This is a genomic window from Paraburkholderia sp. Tr-20389, assembly GCF_017104565.1.
Classification (GTDB): domain Bacteria; phylum Pseudomonadota; class Gammaproteobacteria; order Burkholderiales; family Burkholderiaceae; genus Paraburkholderia.
Genome location: NZ_JAAGPD010000026.1, coordinates 1 through 17,618 on the forward strand (window position 1 = coordinate 1; position 17,618 = coordinate 17,618).

The following is a 17,618-nucleotide window of genomic DNA, read 5'->3' on the forward strand; positions in this document are numbered from 1 at the left end:
TTTGCCTTCGGCTTCCTCCAGATTCGCGGTCGCCCGCGACACCCTTGCCGTTCAGCTAACCCTTCCCCTTGCCGGGTGGGTAGAGGACTTTCACCTCCAGGTAAGTGCGCCCTGCCGGGCGCACCCAGAAAAAAAAGCGCCACGGTTTCCCGTGGCGCTTTTCATATTCTGCAGTTTGACAGTGCCGCTCAGAACGACGGCACGACGGAACCCTTGAACTCCGTCTTGATGAACTGACGCACGTCTTCCGACTGATACGCCGCGACCAGCTTCTTCACCCACGGCTGGTCCTTGTCCTTCGCGCGCACGGCGATCAGGTTCGCGTACGGGCTGTGCACGTCTTCCAGCGCGATCGAGTCTTTGGTCGGCTGCATGCCGGCGGCCAACGCGTAGTTCGTGTTGATCGCCGCGGCGTCGACGTCGGACAGCGAACGCGGCAGTTGCGCTGCGTCGAGTTCGACAAGCTTCACCTTCTTCGGATTGTCGGCGACGTCGAGCGGCGTCGCGTTGCTGCCGTTCGTACCCGCGCCCGCCTTCAGCTTGATCACGCCTTGCGCCTGCAACAGCAGCAGCGCGCGGTTTTCATTCGACGGATCGTTCGGCACCGCGACCTTCGCGCCTTGCGACAGATCCTTCAGCGACTTCAGCTTCTTCGAATAGATGCCGAGCGGCGAGATGTACGTCAGGCCGGCATTGACGATCTTATAGCCGCGCTGCTTGACCTGGCTGTCGAGATACGGCTGATGCTGGAAGCTGTTCGCGTCGAGATCGCCGGCGTCGAGTGCGGCGTTCGGTTGCACGTAGTCGTTGAACTCGATGACTTTCACGTTGAGGCCTTCGCGCTTCGCGACCTTCTGCACAACCGACCAGATTTGCGCATCGGGACCGCTGATCGTGCCGACCTTGATGACCTTGTCCTCGGCGTGTGCGCCGAAGCTCGTGACGAGTGCCGCCGAAGCGAGCGCTGCCGAAAAAACCTTGATGAGTGTTCTGCGCTGCATGTGATTCTCTCTTGACTGCCTTGTTCGGATTCGTGTTCGACGGTGGGCGCATGGACATTCCCTGCGGCCCGCCGAGCGTCAGATGGTCTCACAGGCTCGCGTCGATGTGAAATACAGGGTTCGCATATGGGTATGCGGCCCATGCGGCAGATTGGCGCGTCAACGCTGACTTCGCCTGAAATGAAAAGGGCCGCGCATCGGCGCGGCCCTGGATGATCCGTTGATCAGTTGTTCAGAACGTCGTCCAGTCGTCGTCGGATGACTTCGGCGCTGCGGGACGCGGCGCGGCCACAGGCTTGCGCGCGGCGGGCGGTGTCGCGTGCTCGTCGCGGGCCGTGGTTCGCGGCGCGGAATCGTGCTGCGCAGGGTTCGTTTGAACTGTTGCAGGCTCGACAGCCGATTTCGGCGCGGGCTTAGGCATGGGCTTTGAAATAGCCTTCGCAACCGACCGAGCCGCAACCGGCGTCACGACTGCATCCGAGCCATTCACGCGAAACGTACCGATCGTCTGACGCAGGCGGGTCGCCTGATCCTGCAGCGACGCGGCAGCGGCCGCAGCCTGTTCGACGAGTGCCGCGTTCTGCTGCGTGACCTCGTCCATCTGCGTCACCGCTCGGCCCACTTGCGAAATGCCGCTGCTCTGCTCTTCCGAAGCCGCCGCGATTTCGCCCATGATGTCCGTCACGCGGCGCACCGCCTGCATGATCTCGCTCATCGTCGTGCCCGCCTGTTCGACGAGCGTGTAGCCGTTGTTCACGCGTTCGACGGAATCGCCGATCAATTGCTTGATCTCTTTCGCCGCCGTCGCCGAACGTTGCGCGAGGCTGCGCACTTCGCCTGCGACGACCGCGAAACCACGGCCCTGCTCGCCCGCACGCGCCGCTTCGACGGCCGCGTTCAGCGCGAGGATGTTCGTCTGGAACGCAATGCCCTCGATCACGCCGATGATGTCCGAGATCTGACGCGAGCTGTCGTTGATCTCCGTCATCGTGCTGATCACGCGGCTCACAACTTCGTTGCCCTTCGTCGCGATCTCCGATGCGTTGTTCGCGAGGCCGCTCGCCTGACGTGCGTTGTCGGCGTTCTGCTTGACGGTCGCGGTCAGCTCTTCCATGCTCGCCGCCGTTTCCTGAAGCGACGCAGCCTGCTGCTCGGTGCGCTGCGACAGATCGCCGTTACCCGCGGCAATCTGATGCGTCGCCGATGCGATCGATTCCGCCGACCCGCGAATCTCGCTGATCGCACGCTGCAGGCGGCTTTGCATCTCGTTCATCGCAGCCATCATGCTGGTCGAATCGTTGGCGCGCACGGGCACGATCTGCGTAAGGTCGCCCGTTGCGATGCGCGCCGCGAGCTTCGCCGCGTCCTGCGGTTCGCCGCCGAGGCTGCCACGCACGTTGCGGATGATCAGCAGCATCGCGAACGAAATCCCCGCGCCGATCACCAGCACGACGACGAAATGCTCGATCAGGTTCGCGTAGTAAGCGGTGTCGATATCGCGCACGAACACGCCGCTCACGATGTTCCAGTCCCACGGCGCGAAACGCACCGCGTAGCTGATCTTCGGCACGGCTTCTTCGCTGTGCGGCAGACGTCCGCGATATTCCGCGAAGCCTTTGCCCGTCGCCTTCGCCGCATCGACGATCGACACATACAGCAGCTTGCCGTCCGGATCCTTGAAGTCGCCCACCGCTTTGCCGTTCATCTGCGGCAAGGTCGGATGCATCAGCACGACGGGCTTCGAATCCATCACGAACAGATAGCCGGATTCGCCATAGCGCATCGTCGCGAGGCGCGCGAGCGCTTCGCGCTGCGCATCGGCCTCGCTCATCTTGCCGGACTGCGCGAGCGCGTAGTAGCCGTTCACCACGCCCTGTGCGGCGTCGACGAGATTCACCATGCCCGCCTTGCGTTCGTCGAGCATCGTCGAGCGGGTTTCTACCGCGCTCCACAATCCGACACCCAGCAAACCCAGCCATACGAGCACCAGCGATAACCACAGCTTGCGGTTCAGACTCATCCTACTCATGTTGTATCGGTCTCTCGTGGTCTAGTCACTTCCTCGGCATATCCGCCGCGCCCGCCTTGAACATGAGACCAGCGCAAACGATTGCTCTTTCTGGATAACGGCAGGACGGTGCACCGACTTGAGGTTAGCTGTAAGGGACGCATCGCGGCGATCTGAACCGATAATGACGAAACGCGCCGGATTCAGGCATCGGCTGGCTTATCTCTATTGCGAGGTTTCTTATGTACGTCGTTTCCCTCACCTATACGGCATCGCTGGATCGCGTGGACGACGCGCTGGAAGCACACCGCGCGTTCCTCGTGCGTCAGTTCGACGCCGGCGTGTTCATCATTGCAGGGCCGAAAGTGCCGCGCGACGGCGGCGTGATCATCGCGGCGGGTATCGAACGATCGCGACTCGATGAAATTCTGGCGAGCGATCCGTTTGCGCAGCAGAAGCTCGCGCGCTATGACGTGACGGAATTCAAGGCGACGCGGATGGCGCCTGGAATGAACCTCAAAGTGCCGGAATGAGGCGAGGCTTTAACAGAAAAAGGCTGCACGTTGCGGGCAGCCTTTTTCAATTTCGATGCGCGGCTTTCGTGCCGTTCGATCAACCGAGCAACAGCTTGAGATCGTGCACCCACGGCGACGCGCCCTGGCCATCGCGCGCGAACAGGCGCAGCTTGCCGTCGGTATCGAACACATAGCTGGCGGCCGTGTGATCCATCGTGTAGCTGTCCGGCGTCTTGCCCGGCACCTTCGCGTAGTACACGCGGAAGTCCTTGGTCACCTTGGTCAGCTGCTCCTGATCGGCGGGGCGCAGGCCGACGAACGTCGGATTGAAAGCAGGCACGTACTGCGCCATCAGCTCGGGGGTATCGCGCTCGGGGTCAACCGTGACGAACAGCACCTGCACACGCTTCGCGTCTTCGGGGCCCAGTTGCTGGAGTGCCTGCGAAAGCTCGGCCATGGTTGTCGGACACACGTCGGGACAATGCGTATAGCCGAAGAACAGCACGACGACCTTGCCCTTGTAGTCCGCGAGCGTGCGCGTCTTGCCGCTCGAGTCGGGCAGCGAGAAGTCGGTGCCGAACTGCTTGTTTCCCGTGATATCGACGTTCGTGAACGCGGGCTGTTCTTTCCCGCATCCCGACATCAGCGCAGCGCCGCCGAGCGCGCACGCGACCAGAGCAACGCGCGCCGCGCGCGCGAACCGTTCAGTGAGCATGGTGTTACGCGCCGATCAAGGCACGCGCATAGTGGTCGATCAACAGCGCCGCAAACAGCAGCGACAGATAAACGATCGAATAACGGAAGGTTTTACGCGCGAGGTCGTCAGAATATTCCCGATAAATCTTCCACGCATACGCGAGGAACACGGCGCCCAACAGAACCGCCGATGCCAGATACACGATTCCGCTCATGCCGGAGATGAACGGCATCATCGTGACGGCAAACAGGATGATCGTGTACAGAAGAATATGAAGACGGGTGTACGCCTCGCCGTGCGTGATGGGCAGCATCGGCAGGCCGGCGTTTTCGTAGTCTTTGCGACGATACAGCGCGAGCGCCCAGAAATGCGGCGGCGTCCACACGAAGATGATCAGAACGAGAATCCACGCGTCGCCGGGCACGGCGCCCGTCACGGCCGCCCAACCGAGCGCCGGCGGCATCGCGCCCGATGCGCCGCCGATCACGATGTTCTGCGGCGTATAAGGCTTGAGCAGCAGCGTGTAGACGATCGCGTAGCCGACGAAGGTGGCGATGGTGAGCCACATCGTCAGCGCATTGGTGAACGTGTAGAGCGTCCACATGCCGAGGCCGCCGAGCACGGCCGAAAACATCAGGATCTGCGACGTGGTGATTTCACCGCGTGCCGACGGACGCCACGCGGTGCGGCGCATTTTCGCATCGACTTTCTGTTCGACGAGGCAGTTGATCGCGAACGCGGCACCCGCCAGCAGCCAGATGCCGACGGCGCCGCCGATCAGCACCGTCCACGGCACCATGCCGGGCGTGGCCAGGAACATGCCGATCACCGCGCAGAATACGGCGAGCTGCGTCACACGCGGCTTCGTCAGCGCAATGTATTGAGAAATCCGGCTACCGGGCGAATGAGGGAGAGTTGTGCTGTCCATGAGGGTCACGCTGGCGCGGCGTCGCGCGCAGGAACGACGGCGCGGCCGGGACGGCTATAAGCGATTCGAAAGTTTAACATAACGAGCAGAAGCAGCAGGATCGCGGCCCCGCCGTTATGGGCGACGGCAATGGGCAAAGGCCATTGCAAAACGATGTTCGACAGGCCCGTGATGAACTGGATGACGATCACGAGCAGCACGCCGTTCGCGGGCCGCCGCAGCGACTCGAAGCGGCGCATCTTCAGTGCGAACCACAGCAGATACGCAACCACGACGAAGGCAAACGTGCGATGTGTCCAGTGGATCGCGACGAGCGCGTCCTGGGTGATCACATCGCCGTCGCCCGTCATGCCGAGCGCGCGCCACAGATGGAAGCCGTGGCCGAAGTCCATCGGCGGAATCCATTGGCCGTTGCAGGTCGGGAAGTCAGTGCAGGCGAGCACCGCGTAGTTCGTACTGACCCAGCCGCCGAGCGCGATCTGCACGATCAGCAGCCCGAGACCGAACAGCGCGGCGGCGCGCCAGCGCGATGCTTCGGGCTCGTACGCGGGCACAGGCGTCTGACGTGCGGCGAGCCAGCCTAGCGTGCCGAGCAGCGCAAGCCCGAGCAACAGGTGAGTCGTGACGATCACGGGTTGCAGCTTCATCGTGACGGTCCACGCACCGAATGCGCCCTGCACGAGGATCAACAGCAGCAGCGACGTCGGCCACCACGGCGACACGTGCAGCGGGCGGCGCTTGATGCGCGCGACCCATGCGATGATCGTCTGCGCGACGATCAGCACGCCGATCGCCATCGCGAAGTAACGGTGAATCATCTCGATCCACGCCTTGGTCATGCTGACGGGGCCCGACGGCATCGCCTGATAGGCCGCGCTGATCGCCGCGTGCGCAATGAACGGCGACGATGTGCCGTAGCAGCCGGGCCAGTCCGGACAACCAAGGCCCGAGTCGGTCAGGCGCGTGAAGCCGCCGAACATGACCAGATCGAGCGTCAGGAACGTCGTGACCCAGACCAGCTTGCGGAACTTGTTGTCGTCGGCTTTCACCCACACGTACGACAGCGGCAGCAGCGCAATGCACAGCCCGATCAGCCCCAGTTGCAATACGAACATCTATCTTTCCTTCTGTCGCCTCTAAGCGCGTTTTGACGTGCCCGGGGCACTTTAGCCGATACCCGAGTTTTTCAGCAGTTTTGTAACATCGCCCTTGATCTTGGTCGGATTCGCGTCTTTCGGGAACCGCATCATCAGGTTGCCGCTCGGGTCGACCATATAGATGTGGTCAGTGATCTGCGTGCCGTCGTCGGCGGGCAGCCAGGCGGACACCTCCTTCGGATCGGCGATCAGCATCTCGGTGTCCTTGTAGGCGTTGTCGACGACGTCGGGCACCTTGCCCGCGTCAGTGCGCAGAAATACGTTCACGATGCGCTCGCGCTCGCCCGCTTGCGTCGCACGCACCTGGCGCATGAAGTACAGCTTCGTCACGCAAGGCTTGTCGCACGCGCTGCTATCGACGGAGATCATCAGCCAGCGGCCGCGCAGCGATGCGAGCTTCATCGGCTTGCCGTCTTCGCCCGTCACGACAAGAGACTCGGGAATCGGCCGCTGCGGGTTGATCAGCGCGCCGTAGCTCGTCGTGCCGCCTTTCGGCTTGATCACGTAGTACGTGAAGTACGAGCCGAGTACGGGCGCCGCGCAGACCAGCGCGATCAGCAGCAAGGTCCAACGGCCGCGCTGCCATGAGCCTTTTCCGCTCGGCCGGCCCGGAACCACGCGTTGTCCATCTTGCGTGGGTTGCTGTCGCGTTTGCTGCGAACGGGGATTGTGCGTCGACACTCCTGATCCTCTTCCTTGATGGCGCTTCGATTACGCCTTTGAACTGCGCCCGAACCTGGCGTCAAGCGTGGGGCGCCTGTCCGTCGTTGGCCGCGTCGGTGCTATCGGGACGCTTGCTGTCCGCCAGTTTCGCGTTCTTCGCGCCGCGTCGCGCCGCATACAGACCGAACACGACCGCTGCGGCGGCCATGCCCCACCACTGGAACATATATCCGTAGTTGCGTTCGACACCCGTCGCGGGCGCAGGCCAGTCGCGCACGAGCTTGTCGCCGGTGTCGCCCGTCTGCTGGATCACGAACGGCTGCAACGGCAGGCCCGTCTCCGCCGCGTACGACGCGACATCGAGATTCTGTCGGATCGTTTGATGCGCGGCCGATCCACCCTGCCCGAGTTCATATGCACGCGTGGCATCGGCGCGTGCGATGCCTTCGATCTCGATCTCGCCCGTCGGCGTATCGTACGGCGCGATCGTCGTGCGCTCGTTCATGTTGCGCGGCAGCCAGCCGCGATTGACGAGCACATAACCGCCGTCGCGCAGTTTAAAGGGCATCACGACGTAAAAGCCCGGCTGGTCGTTATACGGGCGATTATCGAGGTACACCACTTGCTGCGGCATAAACCGTCCGACTGCACGCACGCGATGAAACTCGATGTCCTTCAACGCGATGGGCGTGGCGCCGATGTTCTGCGCGGGCGCGTTTTCGAACTGCGTGATGTGCGCCTGCAAGGCTTCCTTCTGATACGCACGGTCGCGCTGCCAGAAACCGAGCCGCAGCGTCACCGCAACCACGATCAGAATCAGCAGCGTAGGGATGAGTCGAATCTTCATCGTGGGATTTCGGTCGAGACGCGAACCATTGCGCGCGGTGCGATAATGAAATCGTTACTTTCGCGTTCCTGAATCTCAGTTGATTCCATGCACATTCTCGTTCCCATCGCGTTCGCTCTGATCATTGCCAGCATGGTGTCCGCGCTGTACTTCATGATGCACGACCGCGGCAAGACGAAGCGCATGGTCTGGTCGCTCGCGACGCGCGTCGGTCTGTCGATATCGCTGTTCCTGTTCATCCTGTTCGCGCACTGGATGGGCTGGATTCACTCGACGGGCATTCCGTACGGTCGCTGACGCGTTTACGCCGTCTCGAAATGACGGCGAAGTATGCCACCGAATCTCCACGCCGATCGCGCAACACACCGTTACCCGATCCGCGAAATTCCTGTCCCATCAAGCACAACGCCGCCCTGACGGGGTCGAGGGCGGCGTTGTCTACGTCTTCTTCGGATCAGCTTTCAAGGCCGCGCCGCGTCGAAATGACGCATGGTGCACGGCCGCTTTGCAGCTTTCAAACAACGCTTACAGCCAGTACACGACGACGTACAGACCCAGCCACACGACGTCGACAAAGTGCCAGTACCACGCCGCGCCTTCGAATGCGAAGTGGTGATCGGCCGTGAAGTGACCGCGAATCAGGCGCACCAGCACGACGGCGAGCATCGTGCCGCCGAGGAACACGTGAAAACCGTGAAAGCCCGTCAGCAGGAAGAACGTCGAGCCGTACACGCCCGATGCAAGCGTCAGGTTCAGTTCGTTGTACGCGTGGAAATACTCGAAGCCTTGCAGGAACAGGAACGACACGCCCAGCACCAGGGTGGCCGCGAGCCATGCGATTGCCTTCGTGCGGTGATTGTCGCGCAGCGCGTGGTGCGAAACCGTCAAGGTCGCGCCCGACGACAGCAGCAGCGCGGTATTGATGGTCGGCACGGGCCACGGCGTCATCGACTTGAAGTGGGACACGAGGTCGGCCGGTCCGAGATTCGGCCATACCGCCGTGAAATCCGGCCAGATCAGCTTGTAGTCGAGACTGCCGAGCTGATGCATCGCGATCTGGCGCGCATAGAACAACGCGCCGAAGAACGCGCCGAAGAACATCACTTCGGAGAAGATGAACCAGCTCATGCTCCAGCGGAACGACGCGTCGACGCGCTTGCCGTACATGCCGCCTTCCGACTCGGAGATCGCATCGCCGAACCAGTGGTACAGCGTGAAGAGCAGCCACAGCAGACCGATCAGCGCCGTGATGGGTGCCCACGGCTCGCCGTTCACCCACGCCGCAAACGATCCGAGCATGACCAGCAGGCCGACGGCTGCGCTGATCGGATGCCGCGACGGATGCGGTATGAAATAGTACGGGCTCTCGTTTTGACCGCTCATTGTTGTTTCTCCACTTCAGTCCAGTTGTTCCGCTTGGTCCGGTTGAATCCACAGCCGACTGCGCTGTGCTCCGGCTCTCTCTCCTGCGGCGCGCTGCGTTGCGCTGCAGTGCGCCACCCTGCTGCTCCATCCATTCGTTCCGCGAAGACTGCGTACCGCGCCACGGCCTCCTAACCGACCACCACGCGCACGATCAGGATCAGCACGCCGATGAAAATCGCCGCACCGATCAGCGCCGCGACGATCACGTGCAGCGGATTCAGCTGCGTGGCATCTGCTTCCAGATCGCGCCGTTTGCGCACACCGAAAAACGACCACATCACCGCTTTCATCGACTGCCCGAAACTGCTCTTCCTGCCGCGGCCACTATCGTTCATGTTCCTCGCCTTCGTTGGGCAAGCGTCGTTGGGTACGCGTCAGGCCGGATTCGACGCCTTCGCTGCACCGTCCGCCGTCTGTCCATCCGCGCCGCGCGTCGTGGGCGCAGGCGCGTTCAGTTCGAAGAACGTGTACGACAGCGTGATCGTCTTTACGTCTTTCGGCAGCTTCGGATCGACGACGAACACCACGGGCATCCGCTTCGACTCGTTCGCCTTCAACGTCTGCTGCGTAAAGCAAAAACACTCGATCTTCTTGAAGTATTCGGTAGCCTGCTTCGGCGCGTAGCTCGGAATGGCCTGAGCCTGGATCGTGCGCGCCTGCTGGTTGCTCACGTCGTACATCACTGTCGTCACTTCGCCGGGGTGAACGTCGATACTGTTCTGCTCCGGCTTGAAACCGAGCGGGCCGCGCGCATTCGCGTCGAACTCGATCGAAATCGTGCGGCTCATGTCGACCTGCGTGTTCTTCGCCTCGCGCGCCGTTGCGTCACGCTGCACGAGGTTGTTGATGCCCGTGACCTCGCAGATCGCGCGATACATCGGCACCAGCGCAAAACCGAAGCCGAACATCAACAACGCGACGACGACGAGCTTGAACAGCATCGGTCGGTTAAAAGAACGATCGGCCCCGTTGGGCGGTTGCGTCGACATCGAACTTCCTCAACAGATCACATGCACGGCGCCACGAACTCGTCACGGCAGATCAGGAAGCAAACCAGACCTGTTTGACGACGGCACCCAGAAAAAAGACGGCGACGACGGCAAGCAGAATCAGACCGAGTCGCAGATTTCCTGCGCGAATTTCTTCAGGCGTACGTCTTTTTTGTGGATTCCGGCTCATGCTCGACTTTCTTGATGCGGTACTGCTGCACTGTGTTGGCGTCCCGCTCTTCCACTCCGGCGTTGCGATGCCGGAGTGGAAGCATCGAAGACTGCTTGCGGCTTATTCGACCGTCGGCGGATTCTCGAACGTGTGGAACGGAGCCGGGCTCGGCACGGTCCACTCGAGGCCCGTTGCGCCGTCCCACGGCTTGTCGCTCGCCTTTTCGAGCTCGCCGCCGCCGCGATAAGCCGGCAACGCGACCGCGAACAGGAAGTACACCTGCGCGAGACCGAAGCCGAATGCGCCGATGGTGATGACCTGGTTCCAGTCGGCGAATTGCGCCGGGTAGTCGGCATAACGGCGCGGCATGCCTGCGAGACCGACGAAGTGCATCGGCAGGAACGCGAGGTTGAAGAAGATCAGCGACGACCAGAAGTGGATCTTGCCGCGCGTCTCGTTGTACATCCAGCCCGTCCACTTCGGCGACCAGTAGTACCAGCCCGAGAAGAGGCCGAACAGCGAACCCGCCACCAGCACGTAGTGGAAGTGCGCGACCACGAAGTAAGTGCCGTGATACTGGATGTCGAGCGGCGCCATCGCGAGCATCAGGCCCGTCAGACCACCGAACGTGAACACGAACAGGAAGCCCACTGCGAACAGCATCGGCGTTTCGAACGTGAGCGAACCGCGCCACATCGTCGCGACCCAGTTGAACACCTTCACGCCCGTCGGCACGGCGATCAGCATCGTCGCGTACATGAAGAACAGCTGGCCCGTGACGGGCATGCCCGTCGCGAACATGTGGTGCGCCCAGACCATGAACGACAGGATCGCGATCGACGCCGTTGCGTACACCATCGAGCTATAGCCGAACAGCGGCTTGCGCGCGAACGCCGGGATCACCTGCGACACGATCCCGAACGCCGGCAAGATCATGATGTACACCTCGGGGTGGCCGAAAAACCAGAAGATGTGCTGGTACATCACCGGGTCGCCGCCGCCTGCCGCGCTGAAGAACGACGTGCCGAAGTGACGGTCGAACAGCACCATCGTGATCGCGCCTGCCAGCACCGGCATCACGGCGATCAGGAGGTAGGCGGTGATCAGCCACGTCCACACGAACATCGGCATCTTCATCAGCGTGAGGCCGGGAGCGCGCATGTTCAGGATCGTCACGACGATGTTGATGCCGCCCATGATCGACGACGCGCCCATGATGTGCACCGCGAAGATCGCGAAGTCCATCCCCGGGCCCATCTGCGTGGACAACGGCGCGTACAGCGTCCAGCCGGCGGCCGTCGCGCCGCCCGGCACGAAGAACGAGCCGACCAGCAGCACGGCAGCGACGGGCAGCAGCCAGAAGCTGAAGTTGTTCATCCGCGCGAAGGCCATGTCCGATGCGCCGATCTGCAGCGGAATCATCCAGTTCGCGAAGCCGACGAAGGCCGGCATGATCGCGCCGAACACCATGATGAGGCCGTGCATGGTGGTCAGCTGATTGAAGAACTCCGGACGCATGATCTGCAGACCCGGCTCGAACAGCTCGGCGCGGATGCCCAGCGCCATCACGCCCCCGGACAGGAACATGATGAACGAGAACAGCAGATACAGCGTACCGATGTCCTTGTGGTTCGTCGCGTACAGCCAGCGGCGCCAGCCGTGCGGCGTCTCGTGGGCGTGGTCGCCGTGCACGTGCTCGTGCCCTGCGGCTACATCGTGTCCGATGCTAGACATGACAATCTCCTAAATCGAATCCTGCTTTTCTCTGACTGTGGCACGTCAGGCCGCTGGGCTGATCTCTACACGGCGTGCTTCCTTAGCGTCCGCACCGCCCGTGATCGTCTCCGGCTTCTTCAGAATAATATGGTCTTCGGCAATGCCTGCCGCCTTGAGCGCGTCGCGCACGGCTTCGGCACGCGCCTTGGCGAGCTTCGCGTTCTTGTCGGCGGAACCCGTTGCGTCGGTGAAGCCCGACAGCGTGAACTTCGCGTCAGGATGCGCCTTCGCGTACGCGGCGGCGGCGTCGATGGCCGCTTTCGCGTCGGCGGGCAGCGAGCTCTTGTTGGTCTCGAAGTAGACGCTGGCGGGCAGCGACGCCTGCGGCGCCGAAGCGCCCGCGCCGTCCGATGCACCCGAAGCTGCCGCAGGGGCCGATGCGCCCGCTTCGCCGCTTGCCGCAGCCGCGCCGCTCGCACCTTCCGCACCGCTTGCCGCGGCTGCGTCCGATGCGGCAGCCGCCGCTGCGCCCGCGAGGTGATCGCCGCCCGCCGGCATACGGCCATTGCGCGCGTCGGCGACCTGCTTCGGCTGCAGGATGTCGCCCGTGTGGTTGCCCCACGAATTGCGTTCGAACGTGATGACGGAAGCGATCTCGACGTCATTCAGCGTCGGCGCCCACGACGGCATCGCATTCTTGCCCTTCAGCACGATGCTCACGTGCTCGGCGAGCGGGCCGTTCGCGACCTTGCTGCCGTCGAGCGCCGGGAATGCGCCCGCACCCTTGCCGGTCGGCTGGTGGCAGACGGCGCAGTTCGCCGAGTACACCTTGCCGCCGCGCTCCATCAGCTCAGCGAGTGTGTAGTTCTTGTTGGGGTCGTCCTGACCGGCGGCCATTTTCTTCTTCTGGTCGTCGACCCACTTCGCGTAGTCGTCATCCGACAACACGGTCACGACGACGGGCATGAACGCGTGTTCCTTGCCGCACAACTCGGTACAGAACCCGCGATAGGTGCCGACCTTCTCCGCCCTGAACCACGTGTCGCGCACGAAGCCGGGAATCGCGTCCTGCTTCACGCCGAACGCGGGCACGTACCACGAGTGCACGACGTCATTGGCAGTGGTGATGATGCGGATCTTCTTGTTGACGGGCACGACGAGCGGGTTGTCGACCTCCTGCAGGTACGTGTCCGTGATCGGCTGACGGCCGTCGACTTCGGCGCGCGGCGTGGTCAGCGTCGAGAAGAAGTTGATGCCTTCGCCCGGACCCTTCACGTAGTCGTAGGCCCACTTCCACTGATAGCCGGTGACCTTGACGGTCAGGTCGGCGTTGGTGGTGTCCTTCATCGCGACGACCGTCTTGGTGGCGGGCAGCGCCATCAGCACGACGATGATGAACGGGACGATCGTCCAGATGATTTCGACGGTGGTGCTTTCGTGGAAATTCGCCGCCTTGTAGCCCTTCGACTTGCGGTGCGCGAAGATCGAATAGAACATCACGCCGAACACGCCGATGAAGATCACCGTGCAGAGAATCAGCATGAACGTGTGGAGGCTGTAGAGCTCTTCGGCAATCCTCGTCACCGGCGGCTGGAGATTGATCTCGTTGACGCGGGGGCCGCCTGGACTGTCGCCGACTGCAAGGGCGGCACCGGCGAACAGCAGTCCGCTACACGCCAGCACACCCGTGAGGGCTCGCTTGATTGTTTTCATAGCTTCCTTACCCAAAATTTCCATTCAAACCCTCGACCCCGCTGGAAGGCTGCCTCTCGTCTTCTGGAACGGCGCGCAATTCAATACGCAACTTTTTGCGCCTGGCACTGCCTGATCCACAGCCGCAGTTCGTCGGCGAATTGCGCGCGCCGATATTGCGCAAGGTGCTGCCCGACCGTGACCGACTCGCCACGCGAAACCAGCCTGATCCGGTCGCGCGGCGTCGCTCCTGGTTCGACCCGCACCCAGCGCGGATTGAATTCGAACTGCGTGAGATGCTCGGCGCTGACCTGTTCGATTACGAGCCGGTTGGGAAACAGCCGGATGCGCTCGTAATCGACAGCATGGCGTGCATAGATTGCAAATGCGACACCGACAGCGAGCAACTCGATACCCGTGAACGGCAACACCAGCCACGCACCGTACAGGACCAGCAGGAATGCAATGAAGAGCGAGAATGCCGCGAGCGAGACATAGAAGAACACGAATTGCCGCGGCGAAACCGAACAGTTGCGCTTCATCAGCCAGTCCTTGAGGACGGGTTCCGACTCAGCCAGCAGATCGGTTGCATTCATCGCTGCCTCCCGCGAACCGCCAGTCACCGCATACCGCCAATGCCATTCACGCCCCGGCGCAACTACCGCTACCCGAACCGCTTACGCCTCGGACTGCCGCTCCAATTGTGGGAACTTTGAGCGACAAACTGACGCATTATAGGGCCGATCTATGGCAGCGACAAGCAACGCTCTATCGGCCGCCAACCCAAGCCACATAAGCCTCTGCGCCGTTTTGACGCAGTTTTTGAGCCGCTAATTTCGGACATAACGGATGCCCTCTTTACCGCCTCAACGATTGCCCTGCCGCCCTCGCCCTATGTCCTCGATCCGCACGATTCCATGCCCTTCCGGCGTCATGCGCGGCACGGCTTTCCACGCGTGCCCGTAGATCACCTCGAAGGTGAGCGGAATCGTGCCGTCGTCGCGCCGGCGCGCCTCGAGCGCAGCCAGCAGCGCCTTGTGCATGCGTCTGGATGCCACACCCGGCAGCGCCTCGCGCCGGAACGGATAGGCCCCCCAACGACGGACATCGGCGAGAAGCGACTCCGGTGACTTGTACGTGATGGTCAAGGTCTCCTGGTCCATCACGGGAATTTCGAAGCCACTTTCGACAAGCATATCGCCCAGATCGTGCATGTCTACGAAGTCGATTACATGTTTGTGCGTATTGACGCCGTGCGCCGCTTCGATCTCTGCATACGCGCCGCGCAGTTCTTTCAGCGTGTCAGGCCCGAGCGTGCTGAACATCAGCAGGCCATTGACCTTGAGTACACGCTGCCATTCCGGGAACACAAGATCGGGCCGCGAGTGCCAGTGCAGCGCGAGATTCGACCAGATGAATTCGAATGCACCCGATGCGAACGGCAGCGCGGAGAAGTCGGCCTGAGCGAACCTCGGACCGCGCGAGCCCAGCGCCTTGCCGAGCGAGGCGGGGAGAAAACGGCGCCAACTGGTGTCGGCGGCATCGTGGCTGACGGCGCGCGCCAGCATCGCGCGGGACAGATCGGTGCCGAACACGGGCGCTTCCGGAAAGCGCTCGCGCAACGAAGGAAGGTCGTCGCCCGCGCCACACCCTGCGTCCAGCACCTGCGCCGGATTGACCTTGATGTAGTCGAGCCGCTCGCGCATGCGCTGCGCGATCTCGCGTGGCAGGAATGCGACGTCGTCGAAAGAGGCGGCGCGGCGGTCGAAAATCTTCCGGAGACGGCGCGAATCATAGGCCGGACGGCCAGTTTCGGTGGGAGACACGGTTATTCGAGTCGTACGGACGAAGAGTGCGAAGTATACTCGCTCGATTCCGTCCCTTCAGCGTCAGCGGCCTTCGGAGGCGTGTCGGTATGTCGAATTGGGCTTTTCGTTGGCTTAACGCCATCCGTTCCGGGCGACCGCTGCGCGATCGCGTTGTCGGGGTCGCGCAGCGCTCCGTGCCGGCTTTGCCGGCGCTCGCGCGCATCGTGTTGCCGAACCCGTGCGCCTTGTGCGGCAATATGTCGCATCAGACCTTGTGTAGCTTTTGCGACGAAGCGTGGTGGAACGAAGCGCGGCTGCGCTGCACGGTCTGCGCGGTGCCGTTGAGCGGCTTTCGCCGTGCAAGCCTGATGCATTACCGATGTGGCGACTGCCTGGCCACGCCGCCCGCGTTCGATGCGACTGTGGCGCTCGCCGACTATCGCGCGCCGCTGGACGCGCTGGCCGTCGGGCTCAAGTTCCGCGCGCGTCTCGCGCTTGCGAACGAGTTCGCGCGGCGGCTGGCGTGGTCCGCGCTCGATGCGCTCGACGAACGCGACCGCCCCGATGTCGTCGCGCCCGTGCCCTTGTCGGCGCGGCGGCTCGTCGAGCGCGGCTACAACCAGGCATGGGAGATCGCGCGGCCCTGCGCGAAAGCGCTTGGCGTTCGCAGCGATGCAGCGCTCGTGCGACGCGTAGTCGACACCGCGCCGCAATCGAAGCTCGATCTCGATGCACGCCGGCAGAACGTCGGCCGCGCGTTCGTCGTCGCGAAGCCGGTGCAGGGCTTGCACGTCGCCGTCGTCGACGATGTGATGACGACGGGCGCGACACTCGATGCGCTGGCCCGCACGCTGAAGGCAGCCGGTGCGCGTCGCGTGACGAATCTCGTCGCGCTGCGCACGCCGAAAAACTAGTTCTCCACTTACCGCTTATGTTCAACGTCGTTCTCGTCGAACCCGAAATTCCGCCGAACACCGGCAACGTGATCCGCCTGTGCGCGAACACGGGCGCGCGGCTCCATCTGATCGAACCGCTCGGCTTCCCGCTCGACGACACCAAGATGCGCCGCGCCGGCCTCGACTATCACGAGTACGCGCAAATGCACGTGCATCGCAACTGGGACGCGCTGATCGAAAGCGAAGCGCCCAACCTGGCGCGTATGTTCGCGTTCACGACGCGCGGCTCCAGTCCGTTCCATTCGCACGCATTCCTGCCCGGCGACTGGTTCGTGTTCGGCGCGGAAACGCGCGGCCTGCCCGACGCCGTGCTGGAGCGCTTTCCGAACGAACAGCGCGTGCGTCTGCCGATGCGTCCCGGCAATCGCAGCCTGAACCTGTCGAACACGGTCGCCGTGGTCGTATTCGAGGCGTGGCGTCAGGCAGGCTTCGAAGGCGGCGCCTGAACGCGCCGCGCGAGGTCTGCCTTGTAGCGCGCATGCATGGCTTCGTCGAAGCACGCGAAGATCACGCGCTCGACGCAAGGCACGTGAGGCAGCATGTCGATCGCGGTTTGCACGGCGATACGGACCGCGTCGTCGGCAGGGAAGCGATAGACCCCGCAACTGATCGCCGGAAACGCAATGCTCTTCGCGTTGGCATCGCGCGCGAGTTCGAGCGAGCGTCGATAGCACGAAGCCAGCAGCTCCGCCTCGCCCCGCCCGCCGCCATGCCACACGGGACCGACGGCATGAATCACATGCCGCGCCTTCAGGCGATGTCCGCCTGTGATCTTCGCGTCGCCGGTCACACAGCCGCCCAGCGTTTCGCACTCGCGCAACAGATCGGCGCCGGCCGCGCGATGAAGCGCGCCATCTACGCCACCGCCGCCCAGCAATGACGTGTTCGCCGCGTTGACGACCACGTCGACATCGAGCGTCGTGATGTCGACGACGCGCGCCTCGAGCGTGCAATGGCCAATGGTGAGCATGGGAAAACCTCCAGAATCGATGCGGCAACGATAGGAGGTGGACAACGAAAGACGATCGCCGTTCGGCGTTAGCC

At 62.9% G+C, this 17,618-nt stretch carries 20 protein-coding genes; 4 read left to right on the forward strand and 16 right to left on the reverse strand.

Annotated elements, in window-relative coordinates; all coding sequences use genetic code 11:
- Positions 1-188 precede the first annotated feature (188 nt).
- Positions 189-1,001, reverse strand: a complete 813-nt coding sequence (locus G3N95_RS22495) for a MetQ/NlpA family ABC transporter substrate-binding protein (protein ID WP_205972279.1) — start codon at positions 999-1,001, stop codon at positions 189-191.
- 232 nt (positions 1,002-1,233) lie between these two features.
- Entirely contained in the window at positions 1,234-3,021 is a 1,788-nt protein-coding gene (locus G3N95_RS22500) for a methyl-accepting chemotaxis protein (protein ID WP_205972401.1), read from the reverse strand.
- A 230-nt stretch (positions 3,022-3,251) separates the two neighbouring features.
- On the opposite strand from G3N95_RS22500, the gene G3N95_RS22505 reads away from it, so the two are divergent.
- A complete protein-coding gene (locus G3N95_RS22505; RefSeq protein ID WP_205972280.1) occupies positions 3,252-3,542 on the forward strand; it encodes a YciI family protein in 291 nt (96 codons plus the stop codon).
- Between the two features lie 79 nt (positions 3,543-3,621).
- On the opposite strand, the gene G3N95_RS22510 is transcribed toward G3N95_RS22505, so the two are convergent.
- From G3N95_RS22510 to G3N95_RS22530, 5 genes are all read right to left on the reverse strand, one after another.
- The gene (locus G3N95_RS22510) at positions 3,622-4,239 is read right to left on the reverse strand and encodes an SCO family protein (RefSeq protein WP_205972281.1); all 618 of its coding nucleotides are present in this window, start codon (positions 4,237-4,239) and stop codon (positions 3,622-3,624) included.
- A 4-nt stretch (positions 4,240-4,243) separates the two neighbouring features.
- Positions 4,244-5,149 (reverse strand): heme o synthase, encoded by a 906-nt coding sequence (cyoE, locus tag G3N95_RS22515; protein ID WP_205972282.1) that lies wholly within the window; start codon positions 5,147-5,149, stop codon positions 4,244-4,246.
- Between the two features lie 5 nt (positions 5,150-5,154).
- Complete coding sequence (locus G3N95_RS22520) at positions 5,155-6,264, reverse strand: COX15/CtaA family protein (RefSeq protein WP_205972283.1); 1,110 nt, start codon at positions 6,262-6,264, stop codon at positions 5,155-5,157.
- Between the two features lie 51 nt (positions 6,265-6,315).
- Positions 6,316-6,987, reverse strand: a complete 672-nt coding sequence (locus G3N95_RS22525; RefSeq protein ID WP_205972284.1) for a cytochrome C oxidase subunit I — start codon at positions 6,985-6,987, stop codon at positions 6,316-6,318.
- 61 nt (positions 6,988-7,048) lie between these two features.
- Positions 7,049-7,816, reverse strand: a complete 768-nt coding sequence (locus tag G3N95_RS22530) for an SURF1 family protein (protein ID WP_205972285.1) — start codon at positions 7,814-7,816, stop codon at positions 7,049-7,051.
- A gap of 87 nt (positions 7,817-7,903) precedes the next feature.
- Here G3N95_RS22530 and G3N95_RS22535 point away from each other — a divergent pair, with 87 nt between their 5' ends.
- Entirely contained in the window at positions 7,904-8,113 is a 210-nt protein-coding gene (locus G3N95_RS22535; RefSeq protein ID WP_012399702.1) for a twin transmembrane helix small protein, read from the forward strand.
- Between the two features lie 228 nt (positions 8,114-8,341).
- Here G3N95_RS22535 and G3N95_RS22540 read toward each other — a convergent pair whose 3' ends face one another.
- The 8 genes from G3N95_RS22540 to G3N95_RS22570 form a co-directional block, all read right to left on the reverse strand.
- The gene (locus G3N95_RS22540) at positions 8,342-9,199 is read right to left on the reverse strand and encodes a cytochrome c oxidase subunit 3 (RefSeq protein WP_205972286.1); all 858 of its coding nucleotides are present in this window, start codon (positions 9,197-9,199) and stop codon (positions 8,342-8,344) included.
- A 170-nt stretch (positions 9,200-9,369) separates the two neighbouring features.
- Complete coding sequence (locus G3N95_RS22545; protein ID WP_205972287.1) at positions 9,370-9,576, reverse strand: DUF2970 domain-containing protein; 207 nt, start codon at positions 9,574-9,576, stop codon at positions 9,370-9,372.
- A 39-nt stretch (positions 9,577-9,615) separates the two neighbouring features.
- Positions 9,616-10,230: a cytochrome c oxidase assembly protein gene (locus G3N95_RS22550; protein WP_205972288.1), complete on the reverse strand. Its 615-nt coding sequence runs from the start codon at positions 10,228-10,230 to the stop codon at positions 9,616-9,618.
- A gap of 52 nt (positions 10,231-10,282) precedes the next feature.
- Entirely contained in the window at positions 10,283-10,420 is a 138-nt protein-coding gene (locus G3N95_RS40615) for a cytochrome oxidase small assembly protein (RefSeq protein WP_012399698.1), read from the reverse strand.
- 102 nt (positions 10,421-10,522) lie between these two features.
- Complete coding sequence (ctaD, locus tag G3N95_RS22555; RefSeq protein WP_205972289.1) at positions 10,523-12,136, reverse strand: cytochrome c oxidase subunit I; 1,614 nt, start codon at positions 12,134-12,136, stop codon at positions 10,523-10,525.
- A gap of 45 nt (positions 12,137-12,181) precedes the next feature.
- The gene (gene coxB / locus G3N95_RS22560; RefSeq protein WP_205972290.1) at positions 12,182-13,855 is read right to left on the reverse strand and encodes a cytochrome c oxidase subunit II; all 1,674 of its coding nucleotides are present in this window, start codon (positions 13,853-13,855) and stop codon (positions 12,182-12,184) included.
- A gap of 56 nt (positions 13,856-13,911) precedes the next feature.
- Positions 13,912-14,406 (reverse strand): DUF2244 domain-containing protein, encoded by a 495-nt coding sequence (locus G3N95_RS22565; protein WP_205972291.1) that lies wholly within the window; start codon positions 14,404-14,406, stop codon positions 13,912-13,914.
- Positions 14,407-14,676: 270 nt separating this feature from the next.
- Positions 14,677-15,642: a methyltransferase domain-containing protein gene (locus tag G3N95_RS22570; RefSeq protein ID WP_205972402.1), complete on the reverse strand. Its 966-nt coding sequence runs from the start codon at positions 15,640-15,642 to the stop codon at positions 14,677-14,679.
- A 233-nt stretch (positions 15,643-15,875) separates the two neighbouring features.
- Between G3N95_RS22570 and G3N95_RS22575 the strand changes: the two genes are divergently transcribed.
- Both G3N95_RS22575 and trmL read left to right on the forward strand, forming a co-directional pair.
- Entirely contained in the window at positions 15,876-16,532 is a 657-nt protein-coding gene (locus tag G3N95_RS22575; RefSeq protein ID WP_241018836.1) for a ComF family protein, read from the forward strand.
- Positions 16,533-16,549: 17 nt separating this feature from the next.
- Entirely contained in the window at positions 16,550-17,020 is a 471-nt protein-coding gene (gene trmL / locus G3N95_RS22580; protein ID WP_205972293.1) for a tRNA (uridine(34)/cytosine(34)/5-carboxymethylaminomethyluridine(34)-2'-O)-methyltransferase TrmL, read from the forward strand.
- On the opposite strand, the gene G3N95_RS22585 is transcribed toward trmL, so the two are convergent.
- A complete protein-coding gene (locus G3N95_RS22585) occupies positions 16,993-17,544 on the reverse strand; it encodes an O-acetyl-ADP-ribose deacetylase (protein ID WP_205972294.1) in 552 nt (183 codons plus the stop codon). The genes trmL and G3N95_RS22585 overlap by 28 nt on opposite strands.
- Between the last annotated feature and the right edge of the window lie 74 nt (positions 17,545-17,618).

Coding starts and splice junctions, on each gene's coding strand:
- G3N95_RS22495 (WP_205972279.1), bottom strand. CDS start 1,001: ATGCAGCGCAGAACACTCATCAAGGTTTTTTCGGCAGCGCTCGCTTCG.
- G3N95_RS22500 (WP_205972401.1), bottom strand. CDS start 3,021: ATGAGTCTGAACCGCAAGCTGTGGTTATCGCTGGTGCTCGTATGGCTG.
- G3N95_RS22505 (WP_205972280.1), top strand. CDS start 3,252: ATGTACGTCGTTTCCCTCACCTATACGGCATCGCTGGATCGCGTGGAC.
- G3N95_RS22510 (WP_205972281.1), bottom strand. CDS start 4,239: ATGCTCACTGAACGGTTCGCGCGCGCGGCGCGCGTTGCTCTGGTCGCG.
- cyoE (WP_205972282.1), bottom strand. CDS start 5,149: ATGGACAGCACAACTCTCCCTCATTCGCCCGGTAGCCGGATTTCTCAA.
- G3N95_RS22520 (WP_205972283.1), bottom strand. CDS start 6,264: ATGTTCGTATTGCAACTGGGGCTGATCGGGCTGTGCATTGCGCTGCTG.
- G3N95_RS22530 (WP_205972285.1), bottom strand. CDS start 7,816: ATGAAGATTCGACTCATCCCTACGCTGCTGATTCTGATCGTGGTTGCG.
- G3N95_RS22535 (WP_012399702.1), top strand. CDS start 7,904: ATGCACATTCTCGTTCCCATCGCGTTCGCTCTGATCATTGCCAGCATG.
- G3N95_RS22540 (WP_205972286.1), bottom strand. CDS start 9,199: ATGAGCGGTCAAAACGAGAGCCCGTACTATTTCATACCGCATCCGTCG.
- G3N95_RS22545 (WP_205972287.1), bottom strand. CDS start 9,576: ATGAACGATAGTGGCCGCGGCAGGAAGAGCAGTTTCGGGCAGTCGATG.
- G3N95_RS22550 (WP_205972288.1), bottom strand. CDS start 10,230: ATGTCGACGCAACCGCCCAACGGGGCCGATCGTTCTTTTAACCGACCG.
- G3N95_RS40615 (WP_012399698.1), bottom strand. CDS start 10,420: ATGAGCCGGAATCCACAAAAAAGACGTACGCCTGAAGAAATTCGCGCA.
- ctaD (WP_205972289.1), bottom strand. CDS start 12,136: ATGTCTAGCATCGGACACGATGTAGCCGCAGGGCACGAGCACGTGCAC.
- coxB (WP_205972290.1), bottom strand. CDS start 13,855: ATGGAAATTTTGGGTAAGGAAGCTATGAAAACAATCAAGCGAGCCCTC.
- G3N95_RS22565 (WP_205972291.1), bottom strand. CDS start 14,406: ATGAATGCAACCGATCTGCTGGCTGAGTCGGAACCCGTCCTCAAGGAC.
- G3N95_RS22575 (WP_241018836.1), top strand. CDS start 15,876: ATGTCGCATCAGACCTTGTGTAGCTTTTGCGACGAAGCGTGGTGGAAC.
- trmL (WP_205972293.1), top strand. CDS start 16,550: ATGTTCAACGTCGTTCTCGTCGAACCCGAAATTCCGCCGAACACCGGC.
- G3N95_RS22585 (WP_205972294.1), bottom strand. CDS start 17,544: ATGCTCACCATTGGCCATTGCACGCTCGAGGCGCGCGTCGTCGACATC.